18 protein-coding genes, 1 pseudogene and 1 riboswitch are annotated in these 24,239 nt (G+C 70.3%); of the genes and pseudogenes, 9 read left to right on the top strand and 10 right to left on the bottom strand.

Annotated features, from left to right (window positions below; genetic code table 11):
* Nucleotides 1-107: 107 nt before the first annotated feature.
* Nucleotides 108-3,299, bottom strand: a complete 3,192-nt coding sequence (locus tag ACI2LW_RS18655) for an NACHT domain-containing protein (protein ID WP_404732290.1) — start codon at nt 3,297-3,299, stop codon at nt 108-110.
* A gap of 719 nt (nt 3,300-4,018) precedes the next feature.
* Here ACI2LW_RS18655 and ACI2LW_RS18650 point away from each other — a divergent pair.
* The 5 genes from ACI2LW_RS18650 to ACI2LW_RS18630 all read left to right on the top strand — a co-directional run bounded on the left by ACI2LW_RS18650 (nt 4,019) and on the right by ACI2LW_RS18630 (nt 9,949).
* Nucleotides 4,019-4,645, top strand: a complete 627-nt coding sequence (locus ACI2LW_RS18650; RefSeq protein WP_404732289.1) for a hypothetical protein — start codon at nt 4,019-4,021, stop codon at nt 4,643-4,645.
* Between the two features lie 169 nt (nt 4,646-4,814).
* The gene (rlmN, locus tag ACI2LW_RS18645) at nt 4,815-5,921 is read left to right on the top strand and encodes a 23S rRNA (adenine(2503)-C(2))-methyltransferase RlmN (protein ID WP_404732288.1); all 1,107 of its coding nucleotides are present in this window, start codon (nt 4,815-4,817) and stop codon (nt 5,919-5,921) included.
* An 81-nt stretch (nt 5,922-6,002) separates the two neighbouring features.
* Nucleotides 6,003-6,109: riboswitch (TPP riboswitch) on the top strand.
* 80 nt (nt 6,110-6,189) lie between these two features.
* A complete protein-coding gene (locus ACI2LW_RS18640; RefSeq protein ID WP_404732287.1) occupies nt 6,190-7,278 on the top strand; it encodes a thiamine ABC transporter substrate binding subunit in 1,089 nt (362 codons plus the stop codon).
* Nucleotides 7,254-8,930 (top strand): ABC transporter permease, encoded by a 1,677-nt coding sequence (locus tag ACI2LW_RS18635; RefSeq protein WP_404732286.1) that lies wholly within the window; start codon nt 7,254-7,256, stop codon nt 8,928-8,930. The genes ACI2LW_RS18640 and ACI2LW_RS18635 overlap by 25 nt, the downstream gene beginning before the upstream one ends.
* Entirely contained in the window at nt 8,927-9,949 is a 1,023-nt protein-coding gene (locus tag ACI2LW_RS18630) for an ABC transporter ATP-binding protein (protein WP_404732285.1), read from the top strand. Before ACI2LW_RS18635 ends, ACI2LW_RS18630 begins: the two co-directional genes overlap by 4 nt.
* 231 nt (nt 9,950-10,180) lie before the next feature.
* Here ACI2LW_RS18630 and ACI2LW_RS18625 read toward each other — a convergent pair whose 3' ends face one another.
* From ACI2LW_RS18625 to ACI2LW_RS18600, 6 genes are all read right to left on the bottom strand, one after another.
* Entirely contained in the window at nt 10,181-10,885 is a 705-nt protein-coding gene (locus ACI2LW_RS18625; protein WP_404732284.1) for an LAETG motif-containing sortase-dependent surface protein, read from the bottom strand.
* 275 nt (nt 10,886-11,160) lie between these two features.
* Nucleotides 11,161-11,568: a VOC family protein gene (locus ACI2LW_RS18620; RefSeq protein ID WP_404732283.1), complete on the bottom strand. Its 408-nt coding sequence runs from the start codon at nt 11,566-11,568 to the stop codon at nt 11,161-11,163.
* A gap of 171 nt (nt 11,569-11,739) precedes the next feature.
* On the bottom strand, nt 11,740-13,329 hold the full coding sequence (locus ACI2LW_RS18615; protein WP_404732282.1) for a hypothetical protein: 1,590 nt from the start codon (nt 13,327-13,329) through the stop codon (nt 11,740-11,742).
* Nucleotides 13,311-14,054 carry an ABC transporter ATP-binding protein gene (locus tag ACI2LW_RS18610; protein WP_404732281.1) on the bottom strand — a complete coding sequence of 248 codons (744 nt, stop codon included), beginning with the start codon at nt 14,052-14,054 and terminating at the stop codon, nt 13,311-13,313. Before ACI2LW_RS18610 ends, ACI2LW_RS18615 begins: the two co-directional genes overlap by 19 nt.
* Nucleotides 14,055-14,297: 243 nt before the next feature.
* Nucleotides 14,298-15,677, bottom strand: a complete 1,380-nt coding sequence (locus ACI2LW_RS18605) for an aspartate aminotransferase family protein (RefSeq protein ID WP_404732280.1) — start codon at nt 15,675-15,677, stop codon at nt 14,298-14,300.
* The gene (locus ACI2LW_RS18600) at nt 15,662-16,177 is read right to left on the bottom strand and encodes an Lrp/AsnC family transcriptional regulator (protein WP_404732329.1); all 516 of its coding nucleotides are present in this window, start codon (nt 16,175-16,177) and stop codon (nt 15,662-15,664) included. Before ACI2LW_RS18600 ends, ACI2LW_RS18605 begins: the two co-directional genes overlap by 16 nt.
* 234 nt (nt 16,178-16,411) lie before the next feature.
* Between ACI2LW_RS18600 and ACI2LW_RS18595 the strand changes: the two genes are divergently transcribed.
* The 3 genes from ACI2LW_RS18595 (at nt 16,412) to ACI2LW_RS18585 (ending at nt 19,929) form a co-directional block, all read left to right on the top strand.
* A complete protein-coding gene (locus ACI2LW_RS18595; protein ID WP_404732279.1) occupies nt 16,412-17,851 on the top strand; it encodes a gamma-aminobutyraldehyde dehydrogenase in 1,440 nt (479 codons plus the stop codon).
* 282 nt (nt 17,852-18,133) lie between these two features.
* Nucleotides 18,134-19,324: a spermidine/putrescine ABC transporter substrate-binding protein gene (locus tag ACI2LW_RS18590; RefSeq protein WP_404732278.1), complete on the top strand. Its 1,191-nt coding sequence runs from the start codon at nt 18,134-18,136 to the stop codon at nt 19,322-19,324.
* Nucleotides 19,325-19,344: 20 nt separating this feature from the next.
* Entirely contained in the window at nt 19,345-19,929 is a 585-nt protein-coding gene (locus ACI2LW_RS18585; protein ID WP_404732277.1) for an HXXEE domain-containing protein, read from the top strand.
* Nucleotides 19,930-20,074: 145 nt separating this feature from the next.
* On the opposite strand, the gene ACI2LW_RS18580 is transcribed toward ACI2LW_RS18585, so the two are convergent.
* The 3 genes and pseudogenes from ACI2LW_RS18580 to ACI2LW_RS18570 all read right to left on the bottom strand — a co-directional run bounded on the left by ACI2LW_RS18580 (nt 20,075) and on the right by ACI2LW_RS18570 (nt 23,333).
* Nucleotides 20,075-21,226: a serine hydrolase domain-containing protein gene (locus ACI2LW_RS18580; protein WP_404732276.1), complete on the bottom strand. Its 1,152-nt coding sequence runs from the start codon at nt 21,224-21,226 to the stop codon at nt 20,075-20,077.
* Nucleotides 21,227-21,421: 195 nt separating this feature from the next.
* A complete protein-coding gene (locus ACI2LW_RS18575) occupies nt 21,422-22,105 on the bottom strand; it encodes a glycerophosphodiester phosphodiesterase (RefSeq protein ID WP_404732275.1) in 684 nt (227 codons plus the stop codon).
* A gap of 49 nt (nt 22,106-22,154) precedes the next feature.
* A pseudogene (locus ACI2LW_RS18570) lies at nt 22,155-23,333 on the bottom strand (adenosine deaminase).
* Between the two features lie 136 nt (nt 23,334-23,469).
* Here ACI2LW_RS18570 and ACI2LW_RS18565 point away from each other — a divergent pair.
* Entirely contained in the window at nt 23,470-24,198 is a 729-nt protein-coding gene (locus ACI2LW_RS18565) for a DUF4190 domain-containing protein (RefSeq protein WP_404732274.1), read from the top strand.
* Nucleotides 24,199-24,239 lie beyond the last annotated feature (41 nt).

Here is a 24,239-nt window from a genome sequence, read left to right as displayed (position 1 = left end):
CCACCATCAGCTCAGGAAGGCGAAAGGGCCCGCCGACTCCGTCGGCAGGCCCTCACGAAAGATCGAGGTTAAGACTCCGCCGACCTGGACGAGGAAGGCGCAGGACGTCACCGCTCTCTACAAGAGATTGTCACACCTTCCCCCAATTCTCGTTCAGGTACGGACAATTTGACGCGCTCATTGAAACGGATCTGAACATTCGCGTGACCCGCAAATCCAGATACGTCCACGAGGCGGCCTTTCGCACCCGACCTGACATGGACTCGCATACCTGCAATGTTCCGGACTTTAGCCAACTCGGGCAACACCCCGTCCTCACAAAGATTGAGAGACAGGGTCAACTTGCCAAGCCCACTGAGCGCCGCAGCATTCTTGACCTCTCGAGTGCCCAGCAGTTGCACGATTTCCAGATTTTCCAGTCTTTCAGCACCTGCGAAATTTACCCTAGGCGCACTACTAGAGGAAATGACACTCAGAGCTGGAAAAAAGTCACCGAGTCGCGCGAAATTGATTCGCCCAGTACCGCCACCCACCTGGAGGCGCTTCAACTTGGGTAGGCGCGGCAAGAGATTCAAGTCAAAAGGGCCATTGGAAAGGCGTACGCCTCTCAATAGCAGCCATTCCAGATTCGCCAAGTTTTTTAGTTTTTGCAGGGCTTCCACTTCCCCTTCGAATCGCCTCAAATTGAGGGATTTGAGCATCGTTAGGGCTGCAATCGATTCGAGCACTTCGGGCGACGCAAAGGCCAGCGAAAGCGATTCGAGAGTCGGGCAGTGGTCCAGCCAGTCGAAACTCTCAATAGGGAATCCACAGTGCAGCGATCTCAAATCGGGGAAGTGCATTAGAGTGGACAGCAGCTGTTGATGATCGATGACTAGTTGCCGCCTGGCAAATGGAGACCTGGACATCACTTTTTCTGCATAGTCTCCAACGTCGAACTGAGTCCAGGCCCGAGCAAGCTCCTCGTAGACGGCCTTGCGAGTGTCCGAACCGAAGCCGGCCAGGATCTCGAGGGCTCCGTCGCCTCCGACGAGACTGGCTGTTCGCACTGTTGCCGCAGCCTGCGGCGCGAGTAGGCGACGACCCGACCTCGGTAGGAGTTGCAGCACAGATTCACCGACTGATGCAAGCTCTTTCGCTTGGGATACCTTACTGGGTGGAATCAGCTTAGAAGCGTGGTTACGCACAAGAGTGTAGGTCTCTCGATCAATCTCTTCAGCGTTCTCCAGGCAGGAGGCAGCCAAGAGATGAAGCTTTGCCGTGTTCTCCGGCTCCTCTTTCCCGCGGTCAATTAGCTGCTTTAGAATGGAACTACACTCTTCGCGACGTGCGTGCCCCACTGCCATGGCAACCACCTCGTGCCACTGATCCAGGTGGGCGTTCTTCACGAGTGACCCTATGTCATTCAGAGCCACGATGTTCGCCGCTGCTAGATACTCTAGAAAAGTTCGGTGAATGAAGTCTACGCGGCCTTCAACTGGTTGGCGCAGTAGGCCGCTGCGGACCATGAGGTACTTGTATACGTCCGTGCCAGAACTTTGAACAGCTGGCATAGATTCCATAGCAAGACTAATTTGCCCTATAGCCTGTTCCTCCGTAGAGTCTGACAGTGCATTACGTAGAAGCCAGTAGGCAAAATGCCCGAGAATCCGCTGTTTTTGGTTCAGAGTGAGATTCGGTGCATCGGAATGCTTGATGCGGCGCTCAACATCACGACGTACGAGTAGCATTTCGAGAGCGGCTGCATAGAGCTCCATTCGACCCTGCGGCAGCTGCATGCGTCTATCTCTGCTCAGCGTGCACAGAAGTGCACAGAGAAGCGGATTAGATGCTAGCTTTTGTAGTTGCCTCTGCCCTCGCATAGCGCGCGTCATTTCCTCCTCGTAACTGAGGAGTTCTTCCACCTCGACGTCATTTACATCTGATGGAAGACAAGCTCGGGCCGCCTCGTACCAATGATGCACAAAGTTCTCGATATCCAGGGAACTCATCGGCAGCATATCCATGGAAGTGAAATCTTGCTGGCTCAGCCACTTTTCCTCCGCAGCAGCTGGCCGAGAGGTAACCACGTACCGTGCTGACGGAAAGGTATTAAGTAGATCACAAAGCCACTCCTTGGCTTCGCCGCGGCGCGACTCGGGCAGTTCATCGACGCCATCAATTAGGACGAAAGCTTGCCCGCTACTGAGTACGCGATTCACCCATCGTCTTGGCATATCCCCAGCTAGATGTCTTCCAACCTCGCTCAGGAATTCGTGTGCAGCAGGCAACTCACGATCCGCAAAACGACGCAAGGGGAGAATGAAGGGAACATAGCCGTTGAACTGCCTTAGCTCGCCGTCGAGTGATCTCCTTGCTGCGTTCACCGCAAGCCAATGGAGTAGAGTGGTCTTCCCGGACCCGGCATCACCACGCAACAAGATTCTTTGGAATTGCGAGATCGCGCTCTCTGACCGCAAACCGCCACTAGCGTCCGTGCCCATACCGGCAGCCTGCGCGACCCACTCTTCTCCCTTATCCCAATCGGCGAGATCTGTTTCTAGCTCCCTGTTGGCTTGCGTCGGTCTGGCGGACTCTGCCACCGACAGGCTGATATAGGCAGTACTCAGAGGGTATGAGCGTTGTTCAGACTGCGAGAGAGTAACTCCAAAGAGTTCAAGTTGATCAAGCTTTCCAACAACTACTTGATTGTACTTTTCTTCAAATTGCACTTCCTCGGCGTTGGCATTATCGAGTACCGCTAGCTTAACCGTTCGGAGTTCCTTTGCGAGCTTGGTCGTGCGCTTCAGCTGCTCGACGTTAGCGCGAGCCAAGAAGGATGGCCATGTGGTTATGAAATTCAACATCTGCGCCGAGACCTCCACAGCAATTCTTCTGTAGAACTCGTAGGCGGTGACGCTCAATCCAAGGGTCGATACATAAGGGCGAGAATCGTCAATGACTTGTTCGGCGTAGCGGTCAGGACTCAAGTCATGTGCAAAAATGTCGGCCGAGGTGTCGGAAAAAGACTTCTGAATCCCATCTAGAGCCGCAGCGATCTCGCCGTCTTCTAGGCCGGAGAACTCCGTCTCTAGAAGTGGAGAAATCACTCTCAATACATGCCGAGAAAACTCTTTGATGTCTTTCTCGGAGATGGCAGTCGCGGGAATCAGTTTGTTCTTAAGACGCCCTGACGATCCATTTGATACGATCAGCGCCCCAGATTTTGGTGCGAGTGCGGACCGTACTACTGCTGCAGACGCAGACTTAAGTGCTCCAGATGCAATCTTGTAGGCCAGTTGTTCTAGTACCACCATCATGTCCCCCCATCGGCAGTCTGATGGCCGCATCCTAGGAGAGATAGGCGCAGCAGGGTGTAGATTCGGCGCACTTCCGTGTGCCGAGCTCCCGCTCTGCCACTTGGGTGGCTCAGAGTCCCGAAGCCCAGGCGTTCAGGGCGTCACTGATCGAGCAATGGATGAGCACGTGGTGCCGACGACCAGATCTCGGACCTAGCGCGGGGAGCAGGGCGGCAACTGTCACGGCCCTGACAGTTGCCAGCCCGAGGGCTCAGCAGCGCGCCGCGGGGCAGCGTCGCCGTAGGCTGCAACGACTCGCGACGTGCCGACGCTCCGCGAAGTGACAGCAACGGATGGCATTAACGTCTACAGACGACGGACCGGAACAGCCACAGGGGCACCGGGAATCGTCAGCGCCATAGACACGGGGGCAGGCCGCACGACCCGGTGACCCAACTCGTAAGCGGCCGTCTCCCTCAATGCACAAGCGCCCTCCCGGGCCGTCCTAGGGCCGTGGAAGGGCGCTCAGCGTTGACCAACGTCGACAGCTACCGACAGCTCAGCAGCAGGTCAGGGCGTTAATCGGGTAGGCGGCCGCAGGTCACGGCCGCCGATGGTCAGTTGTGGCTGATCTGAGTACAGAGCGCTTGCCGCCGTGTCCTGGCCAGATCGCCCCCTTGTGTGCCCTTCGTGTACGTGTCACACAGTTCGGAGGCTGCATCTGGGGGAGGGAGCACTGCATGGCGGTGTTGGGTGGCTATCCGGCGGGGCCGTCGGCCTGGGCCGTCGAGCGGTTTGGGCGGCATGCCGGCGCGGTGGCCGCTGCGGTTCCGGTGCAGCTGGCCGAGGCGCACGCGAAGGCTCATGCCGCGCACCTCGCTGCGGGGCTGAAGAAGCGGAGTCCGTACGGTGTCGCCCTGGCGGGTCTTGTGCGTGAGCATCTGGCGGAGACGGCACGTGAGCTGGGGGAAGCCGTACGAGACGTACGCGGATACGAGTACGCAGTGATCAACGATTACGCACTCTTCCCCTTCCGCTACGCCGACAGGCCCAGGCCACTGGACCGGGCCCGGCTGCCCGCCAATGCGTCGCCCACGCGGCAACGGCTGTTCCGGGCGCACGGGCCGCAGTCTCCGGAGGGGCTGTTCGAGGTCGACGACGACCTGGTGACCGAGGAGTACCTGGGGCTGCACGAAGCGTTCGAGGAGCTGGGAGCTGCCACCAGGCTCGTCTGCGTGTTCTTCACGGCCGACGCCGAGAACGGCATCCATGCCATTCACTGGGGCGACGCCCATCTAGAGCCCGACCGCACCTTCACATGGCCGTACAAGGAACAGCTCCCGGTCGCTCCAGCGCAGATGGAATGACGAGCCGTGGCGCCGCCACCTGGGTACCTACGACGACGGCTGACCGAGTCCTGGGCCGTCCCTGGGCCGTCCGAGGCCGACCAACGCTGACAGACGGCACCCACGGGTGACCACCCCCACCCCACTCTGGCCTGGGCTCCGGCAGTCGATCTGCGACACTGGTACCACCATGCCCAAGCCCGGAGAACTCACCTTTGTCGCGCCGCGCGGAGCCAAGAAGCCGCCGCGGCATCTTGCCGATCTGTCGCCGGCCGAGCGCAAGGAGGCCGTTGCCGCGATCGGTGAGAAGCCGTTTCGCGCCAAGCAGCTCTCGCAGCACTACTTCGCGCGGTACGCGCACGACCCGGAGCAGTGGACCGACATCCCCGCCGCATCGAGGGACAAGCTGCGGGAGGCGCTGCTTCCGGAGCTGATGACGGTCGTGCGGCATCTGTCGACCGACGAGGGCACCACGCGCAAGACGCTGTGGCGGCTGTTCGACGGGACGCTCGTGGAGTCGGTGCTGATGCGCTACCCGGACCGGGTCACCATGTGCATCAGCTCGCAGGCCGGGTGCGGGATGAACTGCCCGTTCTGCGCGACCGGGCAGGCCGGGCTGGACCGGAACCTGTCGACCGCCGAGATCGTGCACCAGATCGTGGACGGCATGCGGGCCCTGCGCGACGGCGAGGTGCCCGGAGGCCCGGCCCGGCTGTCCAACATCGTGTTCATGGGCATGGGCGAGCCCCTCGCCAACTACAAGCGGGTCGTCGGCGCGATCCGCGCCCTGAGCGACCCCGAGCCGGACGGCCTCGGGCTGTCCCAGCGCGGGATCACCGTCTCCACGGTGGGCCTGGTCCCGGCGATCCACCGGTTCGCCGACGAGGGTCTCAAGTGCCGGCTCGCCATCTCCCTGCACGCCCCGGACGACGAGCTGCGCGACACCCTCGTGCCCGTCAACACGCGGTGGAAGGTGCGGGAGGTGCTGGACGCCGGGTTCGAGTACAGCGCGAGGTCCGGGCGCCGGCTGTCCATCGAGTACGCGCTGATCCGCGACATCAACGACCAGGCATGGCGGGGCGACCGGCTCGGCCGGCTGCTCAAGGGCAGGCCCGTGCACGTCAACCTGATCCCGCTCAATCCGACGCCCGGCTCCCGGTGGACCGCCTCGCGGCCCGAGGACGAGAAGGCGTTCGTCCAGGCGATCGCCGCCCACGGCGTACCCGTGACCGTCCGGGACACCCGCGGCCAGGAGATCGACGGGGCGTGCGGACAGCTGGCTGCCACCGAGCGGTAGCCGGGCGGTAGTCTGATTCCGGTCAGTGCCGGTCCGTACGCGAGTGCGGACGGGCAACGTCACATCTTCATATTCCGATTCATATTCCGACAGGGGAGCGCCACAGCGCTGAGAGTGCGGCAACCGGCCGCAGACCCTCTGAACCTCGCCCAGGTCATTCTGGGTAGGAAGTTCGGTCATCACTCGAGCTGTTGCGCCCTGCCCGGCGTCCCCCGCGGACACCGGGCAGGGCCGCGTCTCTTCCTGGCCAACCCCAGGAGGACATCCAGTGCACACGCACTCCAAGACGTTCGCCGCCGTCGCGGTCGGGCTCGGCCTGGTCACGCTGTCCGCGTGCGGGTCGACGCAGGGCAAGGGCGACTCGTCCCCGGCCGCCTCCAGGACGGTGACCCTCGTCAGCCACGACTCGTGGGCCGCGTCCAAGAGCGTCGTCGCCGACTTCGAGAAGAGCTCCGGATACAAGGTCAGGGTGCTGAAGGACGGCGACGCCGGCCAGGCCGTCAACAAGGCCGTCCTGACCAAGGACAACCCGCAGGGCGACGTCTTCTTCGGCGTCGACAACACCCTGCTCTCCCGAGCCCTGGACAACGGCCTGTTCCAGCCGTACGAGGCCAAGGGCCTCGACGCGGTCGGCGCCGCCTACCGGCTCGACAAGGACAAGCACCGGGTCACCCCGGTCGACTACGGCGACATCTGCGTCAACTACGACAAGAAGTACTTCGCCGACCACAAGCTGACCCCGCCGTCCTCCTTCGACGACCTGGTCAAGCCGGAGTACAAGAACCTCCTCGTCACCGAGAACGCGGCCACCTCCTCGCCCGGCCTCGGCTTCCTGCTCGGCAGCGCCGCCCGGTACGGCGACGACGGCTGGCCGGAGTACTGGAAGAAGCTGAAGGCCAACGGCGTCAAGGTCGTCGACGGCTGGGAGCAGGCGTACAACGAGGAGTTCTCCGGCTCTGCGGGCGGCCGGAAGGCCAAGGGCGACCGGCCCCTCGTCGTCTCCTACGCCTCCTCGCCGCCGGCCGAGGTCGTCTACGCCGACCCCCGGCCGAAGACCGCGCCGACCGGCGTCGCGGCCGGCACCTGCTTCCGGCAGATCGAGTTCGCCGGGCTGCTGAGCAACGCGCGGAACGCCGAGGGCGGCAAGGCGTTCCTCGACTTCCTGATCTCCCGGAAGTTCCAGCAGGACATGCCCCTCAACATGTTCGTCTACCCGGTGACCGACAAGGCCGCGGTGCCCGCCGAGTTCACCCGGTTCGGCCCGCCCGCCGAGCACCCCGAGACCATGGCGCCCGACAGGATCGCCGCCCACCGCGACCAGTGGGTCAAGTCGTGGACCTCGCTCGTACTGAAGTAGCCCGCGGGCGAAGCCGCCGCACCGGGAACGCGGCGCGGCTCGGCCTCATGGCCGTGCCCGTCGCGTTCTTCGCGGTGTTCTTCGCCTACCCCGTGGCCGCGATCGTCCGGCGCGGCCTGGAGACGGACGGCGCCTGGCGGCTCGGGCGGATCGCCGACGTGCTGGGGGACCCCGGCATCCGGCACGTGCTGTGGTTCACCACCTGGCAGGCGCTCGCCTCCACCGCGCTCACCCTGATCGTCGCCCTGCCCGGCGCCTACGTCTTCGCCCGCCTCGACTTTCCCGGCCGGGGGCTGCTGCGCGCGGTGGTCACCGTGCCGTTCGTGCTGCCCACGGTCGTCGTCGGCACCGCCTTCCTGGCGCTCCTCGGGCGCGGCGGCCTCCTCGACGAGCTGTGGGGCGTACGGCTGGACACCAGCGTGTGGGCGATCCTGCTCGCCCACGTCTTCTTCAACTACGCCGTCGTCGTACGGACGGTGGGCGGCCTGTGGGCCGGGCTCGACCCGCGGCAGGAGGAGGCCGCGCGAGTGCTCGGCGCCTCACCGGCGGCGGCGTGGCGCAAGGTCACCCTGCCCGCGCTCGCCCCGGCCGTCGCCGCCGCCGCGCTGATGGTGTTCCTGTTCACCTTCACCTCCTTCGGGGTGGTGCAGATCCTGGGCGGCCCGGGCTTCGCCACCCTGGAGGTGGAGATCTACCGGCAGACGTCGGAGATCTTCGACCTGTCCACGGCCGCCGTGCTGACCGTCGTGCAGTTCCTCGCCGTCGGCGCGGTCCTCGCCGTGCACGCGTGGACCGTACGGCGGCGCGAGAGCGCCCTGCGGCTCGTGGACGCCTCCGGTACGGCCCGCCGCCCGCGCGGAGCGGGCCAGTGGGCGCTGCTGGCCGGAGTCCTCGCCACCGTCGTGCTGCTGCTCCTGCTGCCGCTCGCCGTCCTGGTGCAGCGGTCCCTGGACGCCCCCGGCCTCGGCTACTACCGGGCCCTGACCGACACCGGCGACGGCACGTTCCTGGTCGCCCCCGTCGACGCCATCGGCACCTCCCTGTCGTACGCCCTCGCCGCCACCGCCATCGCCGTGGTGATCGGGGGACTGGCCGCGGCGGCGCTCGCCCGGCGCGACGCCGGCCGGCTCGTGCGCGGGTTCGACGCGCTGCTGATGCTGCCGCTCGGGGTGTCGGCGGTGACGGTCGGCTTCGGCTTCCTGATCGCGCTGGACGAACCCCCGCTGGACCTGCGCCAGTCGTGGATCCTGGTCCCGCTCGCCCAGGCCCTGGTCGGCGTCCCGTTCGTGGTGCGGACCATGCTGCCGGTGCTGCGCGCGGTGGACGTACGGCTGCGGGAGGCGGCCGCCGTGCTGGGGGCGCCGCCCTGGCGGGTGTGGCGGGAGGTGGACCTTCCCCTGGTGCGGCGGGCGCTGCTGATCGCGGCCGGGTTCGCCTTCGCGGTGTCCCTGGGGGAGTTCGGGGCGACCGTGTTCATCGCCCGGCCCGACAACCCGACCCTGCCGGTCGCGGTGGCGCGGCTGCTCGGCCGGCCCGGTGATCTCAACTACGGCCGGGCGATGGCCCTGTCGACGATTCTCATGGTGGTGTGCGCCGTGGCGCTGCTGGTGCTGGAGAAGCTGCGCGGCACGGACCGGACGGGGGAGCTGTGACGCTGCTGAGCCTGGATCGCGCGACCGTCCGCTTCGGCGGCCGGGCGGCACTGGACGGGGTCGACCTGGCGGTCGCCGAGCACGAGATCGTGTGCGTGCTGGGCCCCAGTGGCAGCGGCAAGTCGACGCTGCTGCGGGCGGTGGCCGGGCTGCAGCCGCTGGACGGCGGGCGGGTGCTGCTCGGCGGGCGGGACCAGGCCGGGGTGCCGGTGCACCGGCGCGAGGTCGGGCTGATGTTCCAGGACCACCAGCTGTTCCCGCAGCGGGACGTGGCCGGCAACGTCGGCTTCGGGCTGCGCATGCACGGCGCGTCGAAGAGCGAACGGGCCGCGCGGGTCGCCGAGTTGCTGGAGCTGGTCGGCCTTCCGGGCGCCGGGCCGCGGGCGGTGGCCGCCCTCTCCGGCGGCGAGCAGCAGAGGGTGGCCCTCGCCCGCGCGCTGGCCCCCAGGCCCCGGCTGCTGATGCTCGACGAGCCGCTCGGCCAGCTCGACCGCTCGCTGCGGGAGCGCCTGGTCGTCGAACTGCGCGAGCTGTTCGGCCGGTTGGGCACCACCGTGCTCGCCGTCACGCACGACCAGGGGGAGGCCTTCGCGCTGGCCGACCGGGTGGTGGTGATGCGGGACGGCCGGATCGCCCAGTCCGGCACGCCGCTCGAGGTCTGGCAGCGGCCGGCGGACGCCTTCGTCGCCCGTTTCCTCGGCTTCGAGAACGTGGCCGAGGCCACCGTGGACGGCGAGGCCGCGGTCACGCCGTGGGGCAAGGTGCCGGTGCCCGCGGGCGCGCCCCGTGGCTCACGGACCCTGCTGGTACGGCCCGCGGGTGTCCGCCTCGTGCCCGTCGGCGAGGGACTGCGCTGCACGGTCGTGGCCCGCACCTTCAAGGGCACCCATGTGTCCGTGCACCTCCAGCCCCGTCAGGCGCCCCGGCTGGAGGCGGCCTGCGCGCTGCGGTCCGCGCCCGGGGTGGGCGACGAGGTCGGGGTGGAGTTCGACGCGGCGGAGATCGCCGTACTGGGGTGAGCCGCGGGGCGGTGACGACCCGACGACTCGGCGGGGCCGCCGCCCCGCGATATGACGGCCCGTCACGCGTCACGCGTCACGCTTCATCCGTCGCCGTCACCGTCGCCGTCACCCGTCACCCACCCGTCGCCCGCCGCCGGGGCGTGTGCGGGTGGCCGAACGGGCGTGGCCCGCCCCGGAGTCCGGGGCGGGCCACGGTACGGCTCGCGTACGCGGTGACGGCGCGGGGCGTCAGTTGCCGCTCTTCGCGCCGCGACGGCGCAGTCCGAAGAAGACCGCCCCGCCGCCGACGACGACCAGGGCCGCGGCGATGCCGGCGATCAGACCGGTGTTGGAGCCGGCGCCGGTCTCGGCGAGGTTGGAGTCCCCGACGGCGGCGGGCGACGGCGCGTTGCTGGCCGTGCCGGCCGGCGCGGTGCTGCTCTCCGAGGCCGACGGCGTCGGGGAGCCGGTCTCCGCCGGGGTCTCCGCCGGGGTCTTCGACGGGGCCGGGGTGGCCGGCTCGGACGGCGAGGCCGGCGCGCTCGGGGTCTCGGTCGCGCAGGCGGTCGACGGGGTGGTCAGGTTCGGCTTGATGTCCTCGTTGACGACATTGCCGCGGGCCTTGACGTGGACGCGGTAGACGGCGTTCGGCTTCCAGTCCTCGGCGAAGGTCACCGCGGTGCCCTTGGCGGAGCCCTTCACGGGCTGCTCGCCGATCTTCTTGGCGTCGGCGCCGTTGTTCTCGAGGAACACGGAGATGGTCGCCGGCGTTCCGGAGCGGTCCACGTCGGTGACGACGATGACGCCCTTGCCGCCCTCGCACTTGGCTTCGGCGGAGAACTCCTTGATGTTGCACGCGAGCGCGTTGCCGGCGGCGCCGAGCGCGAGCGCGGCCGAGGCGGAGGCGACACCGAGGACGCGCACGGTGCGTGCGGTACGGCGGGATATGGTCAAGATGGCCACTTTGCCCTTCACGGGGATGCGCAATTGCGGGGGGTTGAGGGGGAGTTGGGGCGGTTGACGACAGGGTCGCCCCAGCGCCCCCACGAGTCTCACAGGTCTATAAGCGCTCCGTAAGGGGTGTCAATGCATATGCCCCGCCGGGTCGTTGACTTTACCCATTCATTAACCGCTCGTATGTTTCAACGCCTCGGGGACCTGCGCGGTCCGGCCGGCCAGGGCGATGCGCTCCTCCCTCGCCGCCGGTTCGCCGCCCGTGGCCGGCGTGCTCAGCCCTGCACCGCCGCCGGGTCCATCCACATGACCTCCCAGGTGTGGCCGTCCAGGTCGTCGAAGGCGCGGCCGTACATGAAGCCGTGGTCCTGGGGTTCGCCACTGGCGGTGCCGCCGGCCGCGATCGCCCGGTCGACGAGCTCGTCGACCTTCTCGCGGCTCTCCGCGCTCAGACAGATCAGGGTCTCGCTCGTCCTCGTGGAGTCCGCGATCTCCTTCTTGGTGAAGCGGGCGTAGTGCTCCTTGCTCAGCAGCATGGCGATGATCGTGTCGCTGATGACGACGCAGGCGCAGTCGTCGGTCGAGAACTGCGGGTTGATCGTGTACCCGAGCTCGGTGAAGAACTTCTTCGACGCGGCCACGTCGGCGGTCGCCAGGTTCACGAAGATCATCTGCTGGTACATGGTGGGCTCTCCCGTCGTGGGCCTGCGGTGCGCCGTCGCGGCGCCCGTCCGTGGTGTTCGAGGGGGTGGACCGGGCGGACGGGCGGAACTCATCGGTGCCCGCGGATCCTTTTCGCGGCCTCTTCTCCCGACGGCCCGTCCTCCGGGCGGGCGAGAAACCTTCGAGGACCCTCAGCGGGTGAGGGGCAGCGCGGCGAGGCCGGCGATCGCCAGGGTCAGCGGCACGAACAGGGCCAGCAGGGCGGTGACGCGCAGGACGGCCGCGCCGCGCAGCACCGTGGGGGGAGCGCCGAGCCGCAGCAGGGCCGCGGTGGTGCCGGCACGTTCCTGGCGCGCCTCGACGGCCGCCGTCAGCAGCGCGGCCAGGGTGCATCCCGCGACGATCAGCGCGCCCAGGACGGTCAGGGGACCGAAGGCCGGCGCGGCGCCGCCGGACAGTACGAGCACGGCGTACGTCCCCGACGCCACCGCGCACACCACGCCCAGCGGCCGGCCGACCCGGCCCGCCTCCTCCATCAGCACCCGGCCGGCCAGCAGGCGCAGGGCGCCCGGGCGGACCGCCTGGAGCAGCCGGCCGCACAGGTGGGTGAGGCCGGGTCCCGCGATGGCCAGGCCCAGCGCGGTGAGCAGCCAGCCGACCAGCACGGGCGCGGAGTCGGCCGCGAGGCCGCCGGGCAGGGCGGTGGGGCGGCCGGCCGCCGGGGAGACGGCGGTGCGGTCGGCGTACGCCTCGACGCTGAGGCCCGCGGCCAGCACGGCCACGCCCCAGGGCAGGCCGGTGGGCGGCCTTCGGGGAGGCAGCGGGCGGAAGGGATCGGGCGCGTCCTCTCCGTCCTCGGCCCGGTCGGCGTCACCGTCGTGGTCGCCGGCACCGTGACCGTCGTCGGCACGACGACCGGCCCCGGCAGCCGCCCGGGCCCCGGCGGCGGCCCGGACACCGGAGCCGGCACGTCCACCGGCGCCGGTCAGGGCCTCCACACGTTCATCCGCGCCCGTATCCGTGCCCGTACCCGCAGCCGCGGCCCGCCCGGCACCCGCACGCTCATCCACGCCCGCACCCGTACCCGCACGCGCGCCCGTACCCGCACGCGCGCCCGTACCCGCACGCGCGCCCGCGCCCGTACGCGCACCCGCGCCCTTCGTGCGCGCCCCGAAGCGGCCGTACGCCCCGAAGGACTCCCGCGCGCTCCCCTGTCCGTACGCCCCGAAGCGCCCGAACCTGCGGCCGGGGCCCCGCGCGGGCCGGGCGTCGCGCGGACGCAGGGCGAGGGCGACCGCCGCCGAGGCGACCGCGGGCACCACGGCAAGCAGGATCAGCGTGCCCGGCACGGGCAGCCGTCTGCCGGGGGCCAGGAAGTCCGCCGCCGCCGTGCCCGCCGGCGGCGGACCGGGCAGGTCGCCGCGCAGGTGCAGGAAGACCAGGGCCGCGAGCACGGTGCCGACGGCACAGGACAGGGCGGTCGCCGCCGCCGAGACGGCCGCCATGCGGCCGGGACCGAGGCCGAGCCCCGACAGTCCGGAGCGGGGCCGGGTGCCCGGATCGGTACGGGCCACCGCGACCGCCAGATGGGCGGTGGCCGCCAGGGGCACCGCGCACCAGGCCAGCCGCAGCAGCGCGGCGGACGGGTCGTCCGGGTGGGACAGGGCGTAGCCGAGGCTGCTCAGCAGCAGGAAGCTGGTGCCCGCCGAGGCCGCCGCGACCGTCAGACGGCGCAGCTGGACGGCGGGGTGCGCGAGTCGGGTCAGACGGAGAGCGAGCACGCGGCCCGGCCTTCCGTCGTGTCGCCGGCCGGGGGCAGGTGCACCGTCTTGACGCAGCGGCCGTCGAGCAGCCCCACCGTGCGGTCGGCGAGGGCGGCGGTCTCCGGGTCGTGCGTGGCGAGCACGACCGTGATGCCGTGCGAGCGGGCCGCGGTGGTGAGGGTCCGCAGGACGTGGGCGCGGTCGGCGCGGTGCAGCGGGGCGGTCGGCTCGTCGGCGAACAGCACGGTCGGTGCCGGGGCGAGCGAGCGGGCGATGCACACGCGCTGCCGTTCGGCCTGGCGCAGCTCGTGCGGTCGTCTGCGGGCCAGGTCGCCGACGTCGAGCCGCTCCAGCCACTCCAGGGCGGCGACCTTGGCCCGGCGCCTGCTGGTGCCGCGCAGCATCAGGGGCAGGGCGGTGTTCTCCCAGACGTTCAGCTCGGGCACGAGCACGGGGGCAGGGTCGATCCAGCCGAACCGGTCGCGGCGCAGCCGTTCCCGGGCCAGTGGGCCGAGGGTGTGCACGGGGGCGCTGTTGAACCAGACCTCGCCCCTGCGCACGCGCACCATTCCGGACAGGCACCGCAGCAGGGTCGTCTTTCCGCTGCCGCTCGGGCCGCCGACGGCCAGGATCTCGCCCTGCCGTACGCCCATCGAGACGCCGCCCAGCGCGGGCGAGCCGTCGTCGTGGGTGTAGTGCAGGGCACGTGCCCACAGCACGTCGTTGTCGGGTGGGGCCACCATGGCGTACACCTCGGTTCGGATCGGTAGTGCCGCGCGGAGCGCCGTGCGGGTCCGCTGATTCCCCCGTCCGGGGGAACGAAGTCGGAGCCGATCGGTCACTGGCACGCTAGGCAGCCGTTCCCGGGAGGCCGGACAGCACACGGCCCCGGGCCGCCGTTCTTCACTCGAACGGGCGGCCCGGGGCCGAAGATCATCATCTGATCGGAGGCATATGCCCTCCCGTGCCCGTGCCGGGCACGCGGGTCACAGCTTGGTCCACGCCTCCGTCAGCGTCGCGCGCAGGATCTGCTCGATCTCGTCGAAGGTCTCCTGGTCGGAGATCAGCGGCGGGGCGAGCTGGACGACCGGGTCGCCGCGGTCGTCGGCGCGGCAGTACAGGCCGTTGTCGAACAGCGCCTTGGACAGGAAGCCGTACAGGACGCGCTCGGTCTCCTCCTCGTTGAAGGACTCCTTGGTGTTCTTGTCCTTCACCAGCTCGATGCCGTAGAAGAAGCCGTTGCCGCGGACGTCGCCGACGATCGGCAGGTCGTGCAGCTTCTGCAGGGTGGACAGGAACGCGCCCTCGTTGTCCAGCACGTGCTGGTTGAGGCCCTCTCGCTCGAACAGGTCCAGGTTGGCCAGGCCCACGGCCGCCGACACCGGGTGGCCGCCGAAGGTGTAGCCGTGCAGGAAGGTGTTGTCGCCCTTGTAGAACGGCTCGGCCAGGCGGTCGGAGACGATGCAGGCGCCGATCGGGGAGTAGCCCGAGGTCATGCCCTTGGCGCAGGTGATCATGTCCGGGACGTAGTCGAACTTGTCGCAGGCGAACATGGTGCCGAGGCGGCCGAAGGCGCAGATGACCTCGTCGGAGACGAGCAGCACGTCGTACTGGTCGCAGATCTCGCGGACCCGCTGGAAGTATCCGGGCGGGGGCGGGAAGCAGCCGCCCGCGTTCTGGACCGGCTCGAGGAAGACGGCCGCCACGGTGTCCGGGCCCTCGAAGAGGATCTGCTGCTCGATCTGGTCGGCGGCCCAGCGGCCGAAGGCCTCGGGGTCGTCGCCGAAGATGGGGGCGCGGTAGATGTTGGTGTTCGGGACCTTGTGGGCGCCCGGGACCAGCGGCTCGAAGGGGGCCTTCAGGCCCGGCAGGCCGGTGATGGACAGGGCGCCCTGCGGGGTGCCGTGGTAGGCGACCGCGCGGGATATGACCTTGTACTTGGTGGGCTTGCCGGTCAGCTTGAAGTACTGCTTGGCGAGCTTCCAGGCGGTCTCCACCGCCTCGCCGCCGCCGGTGGTGAAGAAGACCTTGTTCAGGTCGCCGGGCGCGTGGTGGGCCAGCCGCTCCGCGAGCTCCACGGCCTTGGGGTGGGCGTAGGACCAGACGGGGAAGAACGCCAGCTCCTGCGCCTGCTTGAAGGCGGTCTCGGCCAGTTCGGTGCGGCCGTGCCCGGCCTGGACCACGAACAGGCCCGCCAGGCCGTCCAGGTAGCGCTTGCCCTTGTCGTCGTAGATGTGGGTGCCCTCGCCGCGCACGATGGTGGGCACGGGGGAGTTCTCGTACGAGGACATGCGGGTGAAGTGCATCCACAAGTGGTCGTACGCGGTACGGCTGAGGTCCTTGCTCACGGTTATCGGGTTCCCCACATGTAGGTCTGCTTCTTGAGCTTGAGGTAGACGAAGCTCTCGGTGGAGCGCACGCCGGGCAGCGTCCGGATGCGTTTGTTGATGACGTCCAGCAGGTGGTCGTCGTCCTCGCAGACGATCTCGGCGAGGATGTCGAACGAGCCCGCGGCCATCACCACGTACTCGACTTCCGGCATGTCGGTCAGCGCGTCCGCGATGGACTCCACCTCGCCCTCGACGTTGATCCCGACCATCGCCTGCCGGCGGAAGCCCACGGTGAGCGGGTCCGTGACGGCGACGATCTGCATCACGCCCTGGTCGAGCAGCTTCTGGACGCGCTGGCGCACGGCCGCCTCGGACAGGCCGACGGCCTTGCCGATCGCGGCGTACGGCCGGCGGCCGTCCTCCTGCAGCTGCTCGATGATGGCGAGGGAGACGGCGTCCAGGTGGGGGCTGCCGTTCCTGGACTCGCGGGAGTCCCTCTGGTCTGCGCTTCGACTGGCCACGAGCACACTGTGCACCACGTATCAACAGTTCCGCAAGGCTGTGGCGATGAAATCCGTTGTTCATGGGACCGAGACGTGCGGATTTCGCAGAACTCGCGGGGACGGGGGTGTTGAAAACGTCGGCCTGACGACTAGGGTGGACGTCTCGGCGACTGGACAGCCACGAGCAGCCAGAGACCGCGAGCACCAGCAGCCCGAGACAGTCAAAGACAGTCAGAGACAGCCAGAACCAGACCAGGAGGGCCGGCAGTGAGCACCGAGCTGCGTCGTCTGCGCAACTACATCGACGGTGAGTTCCGGGACGCCGCCGACGGACGGACCACCGACGTGGTCAACCCCGCGACCGGCGAGGCCTACGCCACCGCGCCGCTGTCCGGGGAGGCGGACGTCGACGCCGCCATGGCGGCCGCCGCCGCGGCCTTCCCGGCCTGGCGCGACACCACCCCGGCCGAGCGGCAGAAGGCCCTGCTGAAGATCGCGGACGCGTTCGAGGAGCGGGCCGAGGAACTGATCGCGGCCGAGGTGGAGAACACGGGCAAGCCGATCGGGCTGACCCGCTCCGAGGAGATCCCGCCGATGGTCGACCAGATCCGCTTCTTCGCGGGTGCGGCGCGGATGCTCGAGGGCCGCTCGGCCGGCGAGTACATGGAGGGGATGACGTCGATCATCCGCCGTGAGCCGATCGGCGTCTGCGCCCAGGTCGCGCCGTGGAACTACCCGATGATGATGGCCGTGTGGAAGTTCGCCCCGGCGCTCGCCGCGGGCAACACGGTCGTCCTCAAGCCGTCGGACACCACCCCGGCCTCCACGGTCCTGATCGCCGACATCATCGGCTCGATCCTGCCCAAGGGCGTCTTCAACGTCATCTGCGGCGACCGGGACACCGGCCGTCTGATGGTCGAGCACCCGACCCCGGCGATGGCCTCCATCACCGGCTCGGTCCGCGCGGGCATGTCGGTCGCCGAGTCGGCCGCCAAGGACCTCAAGCGCGTCCACCTGGAGCTCGGCGGCAAGGCCCCGGTCGTGGTCTTCGAGGACACCGACATCGCCAAGGCCGTCGAGGACATCTCGGTGGCGGGCTTCTTCAACGCCGGCCAGGACTGCACCGCCGCCACCCGCGTGCTGGTCCACGAGTCGATCCACGACGAGTTCGTCTCCGCGCTCGCCAAGGCCGCCGCCGAGACGAAGACCGGGCAGCCGGACGACGAGGACGTCCTGTACGGCCCGCTGAACAACCCCAACCAGCTCAAGCAGGTCGCCGGCTTCATCGAGCGGCTGCCCGCCCACGCCAAGGTCGAGGCCGGCGGCCACCAGGTCGGCGAGCGCGGCTACTTCTACGCCCCGACCGTCGTCTCCGGGCTCAAGCAGGACGACGAGATCATCCAGAAGGAGGTCTTCGGCCCGGTCATCACCGTGCAGTCCTTCGCCGACGAGGACCAGGCCGTCGAGTGGGCCAACGGCGTCGAGTACGCCCTCGCCTCCTCGGTGTGGACCAAGGACCACGCCCGCGCCATGCGGATGTCCAAGAAGCTCGACTTCGGCTGCGTGTGGATCAACACCCACATCCCGCTGGTCGCCGAGATGCCGCACGGCGGCTTCAAGAAGTCCGGCTACGGCAAGGACCTGTCCGCGTACGGCTTCGAGGACTACACGCGCATCAAGCACGTGATGACGTCGCTGGACGCGTAAGGCCTCCGGCTTCCCGCCGGAACCCGCGGCCCCGGGCGGAGGACGGACCGCCCGGGGCCGCGGCGTGCCCGGCCGGCCGCCGGCCGGGGGCCGGGGGCCGGCCGGGGGCCGGGGGCCGGGCGGGGGCCGGGGGCCGGGCGGGGGCCGGGATTGGACCCGGACCCGATTTCCGGGACCGTCCGGTTTGCGGGGCGGGCGGGTCGGCAGGGTGTCGGGTGCGGCCGGGCGGGTTCGACGCGGCGTCGATTGCCCGTGCGGTGAGCCCGGCGGCATGCTGCCCCCATGCACAGGACTCCGCACCCGTCCTCGCCGACCCGGCGTTCCCTGCTGCGCGCGCTCGGCGGCACCGCCGCGCTCGGCGTCCTGGCCGGCTGCGGGGTCCCCGCCGCCTACGTACGCCCCGAAGACCGCTCCGCCCCTGACGCCTCCGCCACCGAAAAGCGGCTCACGTGGGCGAACTGGCCCCTGTACATCGACACGGACGACGACGCCCCCAACCGCCGCCCCACCCTCGAGGCGTTCCGCAGGCGCACGGGCATCGCCGTCGACTACGTCGAGGAGATCAACGACAACGACGAGTTCTTCGGCAAGATCAGCCCCGCTCTGATGAACCACCAGCGACCCGGGCGCGACCTGATCGTCATGAGCGACTGGATGTGCGCCCGCTTCGTCCGCCTGGGCTGGGTGCAGGAGATGGACCGCTCACGCCGGCCCCAGGTGGCACGCAACCTCGACCCGCTGCTGCGCTCGCCCGCCTTCGACCCCGGCCGGAGGTTCACGGTGCCCTGGCAGTGCGGCATCACCGGCATCGCCTACGACCGCCGCAGGCTCGGCCGTGAGATCCGCGGCGTCTTTGACCTCTGGGCGAGCGACCTCAAGGGCCGCGTCACCCTGCTGTCGGGCATGGACGAGGCGTTCGCGCTGCTCATGCAGGGCAACGGCGTCGACATCCGCACCTGGAAGGCGGACGACTTCCACCGAGTGTGCGACCAGGTGGAGGATCAGGTGCGGCGCGGCCAGATCCGCCGCTTCACCGGCAACGACTACACCAAGGACCTGGTCACCGGCGACGTCCTGGCCTGCCAGGCGTACTCGGGCGACGTCATCCAGCTCCAGGCCGACAACCCCGGCATCCGCTTCGTCGTACCCGAGGAGGGCGCCGAACTGTGGGCGGACTCCCTGATGATCCCGAACCGGGCCCGCCACAAGGCCAACGCCGAGCGGCTGATCGACTACTACTACGACCCCGAGGTGGCCGCCGAACTCGCCGCCTGGGTCAACTACGTCTGCCCGGTCCCCGCGGCCCGGGCGGTCCTCGCCGACGCCGAGGACAAGGAGACCGCCGCCCTCGCGGAGAACCCCCTGATCTTCCCCGACTCCGCGATGCGCCGCCGCCTCGCCATCGCCCGGGACATCACCTCCGCCGAACGCGGGGAGTTCGCCCGCCGCTGGAACCGGATCGTGGGCCTCTAGCTGGCAGACTCGGGGCCGTGATGGACACACGCGAAGACTCCGGCCCTCCGGGCGGCGGGCGAGTGGGCCCGCGGGTCACCCTCGGCCTGGCGGCGGCCTGGGCCCTGCACGACGCGGAGGAACTGGCCGCCCTCCCGGGGTGGCTGCGGCGGAACACCCCCCGGCTGCGGGAGCGGTTCCCCGCCGTGCCCGAGGCCGTGTGGCGGCGCACCGCGTCGGCCGGCGGGCGGGAGTTCGCCGCGGCGGTCGCGGTGATGGGGGCGATCGTCGCGTCCGCGTCCGCCGCCGGGCAGCTCACCGGCGGCCGCTCGGCCGCCTACCAGGCCGCGCTGAACGCCTTCGGTCTGCACGGCCTGGTCCACCTGGCCCAGGCCGCGGCGGTCCGCGGGTACACCCCGGGGTCGGCCACCTCGGCGGTCGTGGTCGTCCCGTTCACCCTCTGGGCGCGCGGCCGGCTGCGGCGGGCGGGCGCCCTGCGCCCGGCGCGCGCCCGGGACGTGGCCGTCGGCCTGGGTGTCGCTGTGGCGGCGACGGCGGCCTCGCACGTGGTGGCCCGCCGCCTGACCGGCGGCGGGCGGCCACGGCCGGGTGCGTCCACCGCCTGACCGGCGCGCGCCACGGCCGGTCGCCTGACCGGCGCACGGCCACGGCCGGTCGCCACGGGCGCGTGGCCACGGCCGGTCGCCTGACCGGTGCGCGGTCACGGCCGGTCGCCCGACCGGTGTGCGGCCGCGGCCGAACCCCGTGGCGTCAGCGGTTGAACGCCGGATAGCCGAAGCGCTCGGCGGTGGGCCCGCCGTCGCCCTTGGCGTCGGTGGAGTTGACGCTGTAGACCAGGGTGCGCGACAGGTCCCGGGTCGCGGCGACGACCGTGGCGTAGCCCGGGCGGGAGCCGGTCTTGCCCCAGATCACCCGGCCGCCCAGCTCGAACCGCTCCAGCCCGGCGGCGTACCGGGCCCCGGGCACGTCGGGCAGCGTGAACATCTCCCGCAACTGCGGTGCGGGCACCAGCCGGCCGCGGAACAGCGCCACCAGAAGCCGCTCGAGGTCGGCGGTCGTCGAGATCATGTCACCGGCCGCCCACCGGTCGGACACGTTCCAGTCGGTCACGTCGACCAGCTCGCCGCCGATCCAGTCGTAGCCCCGGTTGTGCGGGCCGTGGATGAAGGGGTCGGCGCCCTGCGGGAACGAGGTGTGCCGCATGCCCAGCGGCCGCAGGACCCGCACCTGGGCCTGGTGGGCGTAGGAGTCGCCGGTCACCTTCTCGATCAGCATGCCGAGCACGGTGTAGTGGATGTTGCCGTACGTCTGCCGTGTCCCCGGCGTGTAGCCGGGCCCCTTGGCGACCGCGGCCGCCACCACCGCACGCGGTGTGAGCGTCTCGAACCGGTGCGGGTACCCCTCCTCGGCACTCTCGCCGAGGGAGGAGCCCGGCTGCAGGCCACTGGTGCAGTTCAGCAACTGCCGCACGGTGACGGGAGCGAAGTCGTCGGTGAGCAGCCCCGGCAGATAGCGCTGCACCGTGCCGTCCAGGCTGATACGGCCCTCCGCGGCCAGCTGCAGCACCATCGCCGCCGTGACCACCTTCGTCACCGAACCGGCCCGGAACCGGGCGTCCTCCAGCGCGGGCGCCCCGGTCCGCACGTCCCTCACCCCGGCCGTCCCCCGCCACCTCCCGTTCCCGCCGACGCGGATCAGCGCGGCCGTGGCGTCGTCGTCGGGCAGTCCGGCGATCGCGGCGGACAGCGCCTCGGCGTCGGGCCCCGCCGCCTTGCCCCGGGCCGTGCCCGGCGGCGCCGGTGAGGAGGAGGCCGGTGCGGCGAGCGCGGGTACGGCGAGCGGTCCGCCGGCCAGGGCCAGGACGAGTGAGGCTGCGGTCAGGGCGGTGGTGCGAGCGCGCATCGGCTGCTCCCGGAGGATGTTCGAAGGCTGTCGCGGATCATCCTCGGCGTGCGCGGCGCCGCGCGGATCGTCGCCGAGGAGGGCGGTCGCCCCCGAGCGCACCCTGACCAACTGTCGTATCGCGTAAGGGACTTGTACGGGTGAGCCCCCTACGGGCCGGAGTCCGGGGCGGACCCTGCGGTGTCCGGCCCGCGCTCAGCGCCCGCGCAGCGCGTGCAGCAGGTCGACGCGGTTGGTCGTGACCGAGTCGACGCCGAGGTCCAGCAGGCGGCGCAGGGAGCGGCGGGTGTCCGGGGTCCACACCGACAGCAGGTGGCCGCCGCGGTGGACGCGGGCCGCGAGGGCGCGGTCCACCAGCCCGAAGCGGTAGTTCAGCCACCGGGGGCGGACGGCGGCCAGCAGCCCCGCCCGCGGCGGCGCGAGCGTCGTCCAGGTCAGGGCGATCTCGGCGGAGGGGTCCGCCGCGCGGACCGCGAGCATCGTCTCCGCGCCCGCGCAGTAGTACACGCGCTCACGGGCACCGCACTCGCCGATCACGCCGATGATCCGCCGCACGGCCGCCGGGCCCGGATCGCCGGGCAGGTCCACCATCACCCGGCTGCCGTCCGTCGCGGCGAGCGCCTCTGCCAGCGTCGGCACCCCGCCCCGCGTGAGCTCCTCCAGCTGCCGCGCGGTCAGTGAGCGCAGCGGCCGGTCGTGGCCCCACAGCCGCTTCAGCGTCTCGTCGTGCAGCAGCACCGGCACGCCGTCGCGGGTCAGGCGTACGTCGATCTCGACCGCGTCCGCGCCCCGGCCGAGCGCGGAGCGCAGTGAGTCGACGGTGTTCTCCCGGAAGCGGTAGGGGTCGCCGCGGTGTGCCACGGCGGTCACGGTCTGCATGCGCCCCATTGTGTCCCGGCCGCGTCCCGGCGCCGGGAGCGGGCCGGTGTCAGGGGGCGAGCCAGGTCTCGGTGTAGGCGTCGATCTCGTCGGCGATCCTCGCCTTGCCGGCCTCGTCGAGGAAGGAGGCGCGCACCGCGTTCTTGGCCAGCTCGGCGATGCCCCGCTCGTCCAGGTCCAGGAGGCGGGCGGCCACCGCGTACTCGTTGTTGAGGTCGGTGCCGAACATCGGCGGGTCGTCGGAGTTGATCGTGACCAGCACCCCGGCGCGGGCGAACTCCCTGACCGGGTGCTCGTCGAGGGTGCGGACGGCGCGGGTGGCGATGTTGGAGGTGGGGCAGACCTCCAGCGGGATCCGGTGCTCGGCGAGGTGCGCCAGCAGCTTCGGGTCGCCGGCGGAACTGGTGCCGTGGCCGATGCGCTCGGCGCGCAGCTCGGTCAGCGCGTCCCAGACCGTCTCCGGCCCGGTGGTCTCGCCGGCGTGCGGCACCGAGTGCAGCCCGGCGGCGATCGCGCGGTCGAAGTACGGCTTGAACTGCGGCCTCGGTACGCCGATCTCGGGGCCGCCGAGCCCGAACGACACCAGTCCCTCGGGGCGCAGCCGGTCGTCGGTGGCGAGCCGGGCCGTCTCCTCGGCCGACTCGAGCCCGGCCTCGCCGGGGATGTCGAAGCACCAGCGCAGCACGGTCCCGAACTCCGACTCGGCCGCCTTGCGGGCGTCCTCGATGGCGTCCATGAAGGCCCGCTCGTCGATGCCGCGGCGGGTGGAGGAGAACGGGGTGATGGTCAGCTCGGCGTAGCGCACCTGCTGGCGGGCCATGTCCCGGGCCACCTCGTACGTCAGCAGGCGGACGTCCTCCGGGGTGCGGATCAGGTCGACGACGGACAGGTACACCTCGATGAAGTGGGCGAAGTCCGTGAAGGTGAAGTAGTCGGCCAGGGCCTCGGGGTCGGTGGGCACCCTGGAGTCGGGGTGGCGGGCGGCCAGTTCGGAGACGATGCGGGGGGAGGCGGAGCCGACGTGGTGCACGTGCAGTTCGGCCTTGGGCAGTCCGGCGATGAAGGCGTGCGGATCGCGGGGTGCGCGCTGGTCGGTCAAGGTGTCCCTCCCCGGGAACGGCGCCGTCGGCCCCGGGGCGCGGCGCGGGTGATCGGCTGATCGATGAGCAGGCCCATCGTAGGCGGGGGCGCGGGGTGCGGCGCCGCCTGCCCCGGGGGGTGGCTGCACGGCAGGGCGGCGGGGGACCGCGGCGGCACGGCGGCGGGGACCGCGGCGGGACCGCGTGGAGTCCGGGCCGGGGGGACCGGGGCGGAGCGGCGGGCCGTAGCATGACGGGACGATCGACCGAGGGGGACGCGAGGACATGACGGACGGTACGCAGGCGGGCGGGGGCGCCGGAGGCGGGGACAACCCGTGGGCGCCGCCGGGGAGCGGGCCCTCGCTGGAGAAGAACCCGCCCGTGCCGCCGCAGCCGCAGGCCGCGCCGCACCCCGCGCAGTACCCGCCGTACGCGCAGCCGCCGGCCGCCTCGCCGTCCCTGCACGACCAGGCGACGATGGCCTCGATGCCGGCCGCGGATTTCGCTCCGCCCGTCCATGACGCGCCCGGCGGCACCTCGCCCGTGCCGCCGCCTCCCGTCGCCCCCACCGGCCCGGCCGCCCCCGGCGGGTACGGGTATCCGGGACAGCCGGTGCCGCCCGGCTACCCGGGCCCGGCCGGACCCGCCGGCTACCCGGCCTACGGCTGGCCCGGCCTGCCGATGGTCCCGCAGAACGGGATGGGCATCGCCGCCATGGTGCTCGGCATCCTGTCCTGCTGCCTGTTCTGCCTGTACGGCGTGGTGTCGGTCGTGCTCGGCATCCTCGCCGTGGTCTTCGGCGTCAAGGGCCGCCGGCGGGCCGAGCGGGGCGAGGCCACCAACCACGGCCAGGCCCAGGCCGGCCTGATCACCGGCATCATCGGCATCTTCCTCGGCATCGCGGTGATCGTCCTGGTCGTCATCGGCATCACGACGGCCATCGATCACGAGGACCGCGAAGACCCCTACTACGGCGCCCTGCCGCCGTCGGCGACGGCCACCGCCGCCCGCTGAGGACGACGCCCGCCCGCTGAGGACGGCGCCCGCCCGCGCAG

It is taken from the genome of Streptomyces sp. NPDC004065, from assembly GCF_044903565.1.
GTDB lineage: Bacteria > Actinomycetota > Actinomycetes > Streptomycetales > Streptomycetaceae > Streptomyces.
The sequence above is the reverse complement of the archived record's forward strand: the minus strand, read 5'-3'. Positions and strand labels throughout refer to the sequence as shown.

Coding starts and splice junctions, on each gene's coding strand:
- ACI2LW_RS18610 (WP_404732281.1), bottom strand. CDS start 14,054: ATGGTGGCCCCACCCGACAACGACGTGCTGTGGGCACGTGCCCTGCAC.
- ACI2LW_RS18590 (WP_404732278.1), top strand. CDS start 18,134: ATGCACAGGACTCCGCACCCGTCCTCGCCGACCCGGCGTTCCCTGCTG.
- ACI2LW_RS18650 (WP_404732289.1), top strand. CDS start 4,019: ATGGCGGTGTTGGGTGGCTATCCGGCGGGGCCGTCGGCCTGGGCCGTC.
- ACI2LW_RS18620 (WP_404732283.1), bottom strand. CDS start 11,568: ATGTACCAGCAGATGATCTTCGTGAACCTGGCGACCGCCGACGTGGCC.
- ACI2LW_RS18655 (WP_404732290.1), bottom strand. CDS start 3,299: ATGATGGTGGTACTAGAACAACTGGCCTACAAGATTGCATCTGGAGCA.
- ACI2LW_RS18580 (WP_404732276.1), bottom strand. CDS start 21,226: ATGCGCGCTCGCACCACCGCCCTGACCGCAGCCTCACTCGTCCTGGCC.
- ACI2LW_RS18565 (WP_404732274.1), top strand. CDS start 23,470: ATGACGGACGGTACGCAGGCGGGCGGGGGCGCCGGAGGCGGGGACAAC.
- rlmN (WP_404732288.1), top strand. CDS start 4,815: ATGCCCAAGCCCGGAGAACTCACCTTTGTCGCGCCGCGCGGAGCCAAG.
- ACI2LW_RS18585 (WP_404732277.1), top strand. CDS start 19,345: ATGGACACACGCGAAGACTCCGGCCCTCCGGGCGGCGGGCGAGTGGGC.
- ACI2LW_RS18575 (WP_404732275.1), bottom strand. CDS start 22,105: ATGCAGACCGTGACCGCCGTGGCACACCGCGGCGACCCCTACCGCTTC.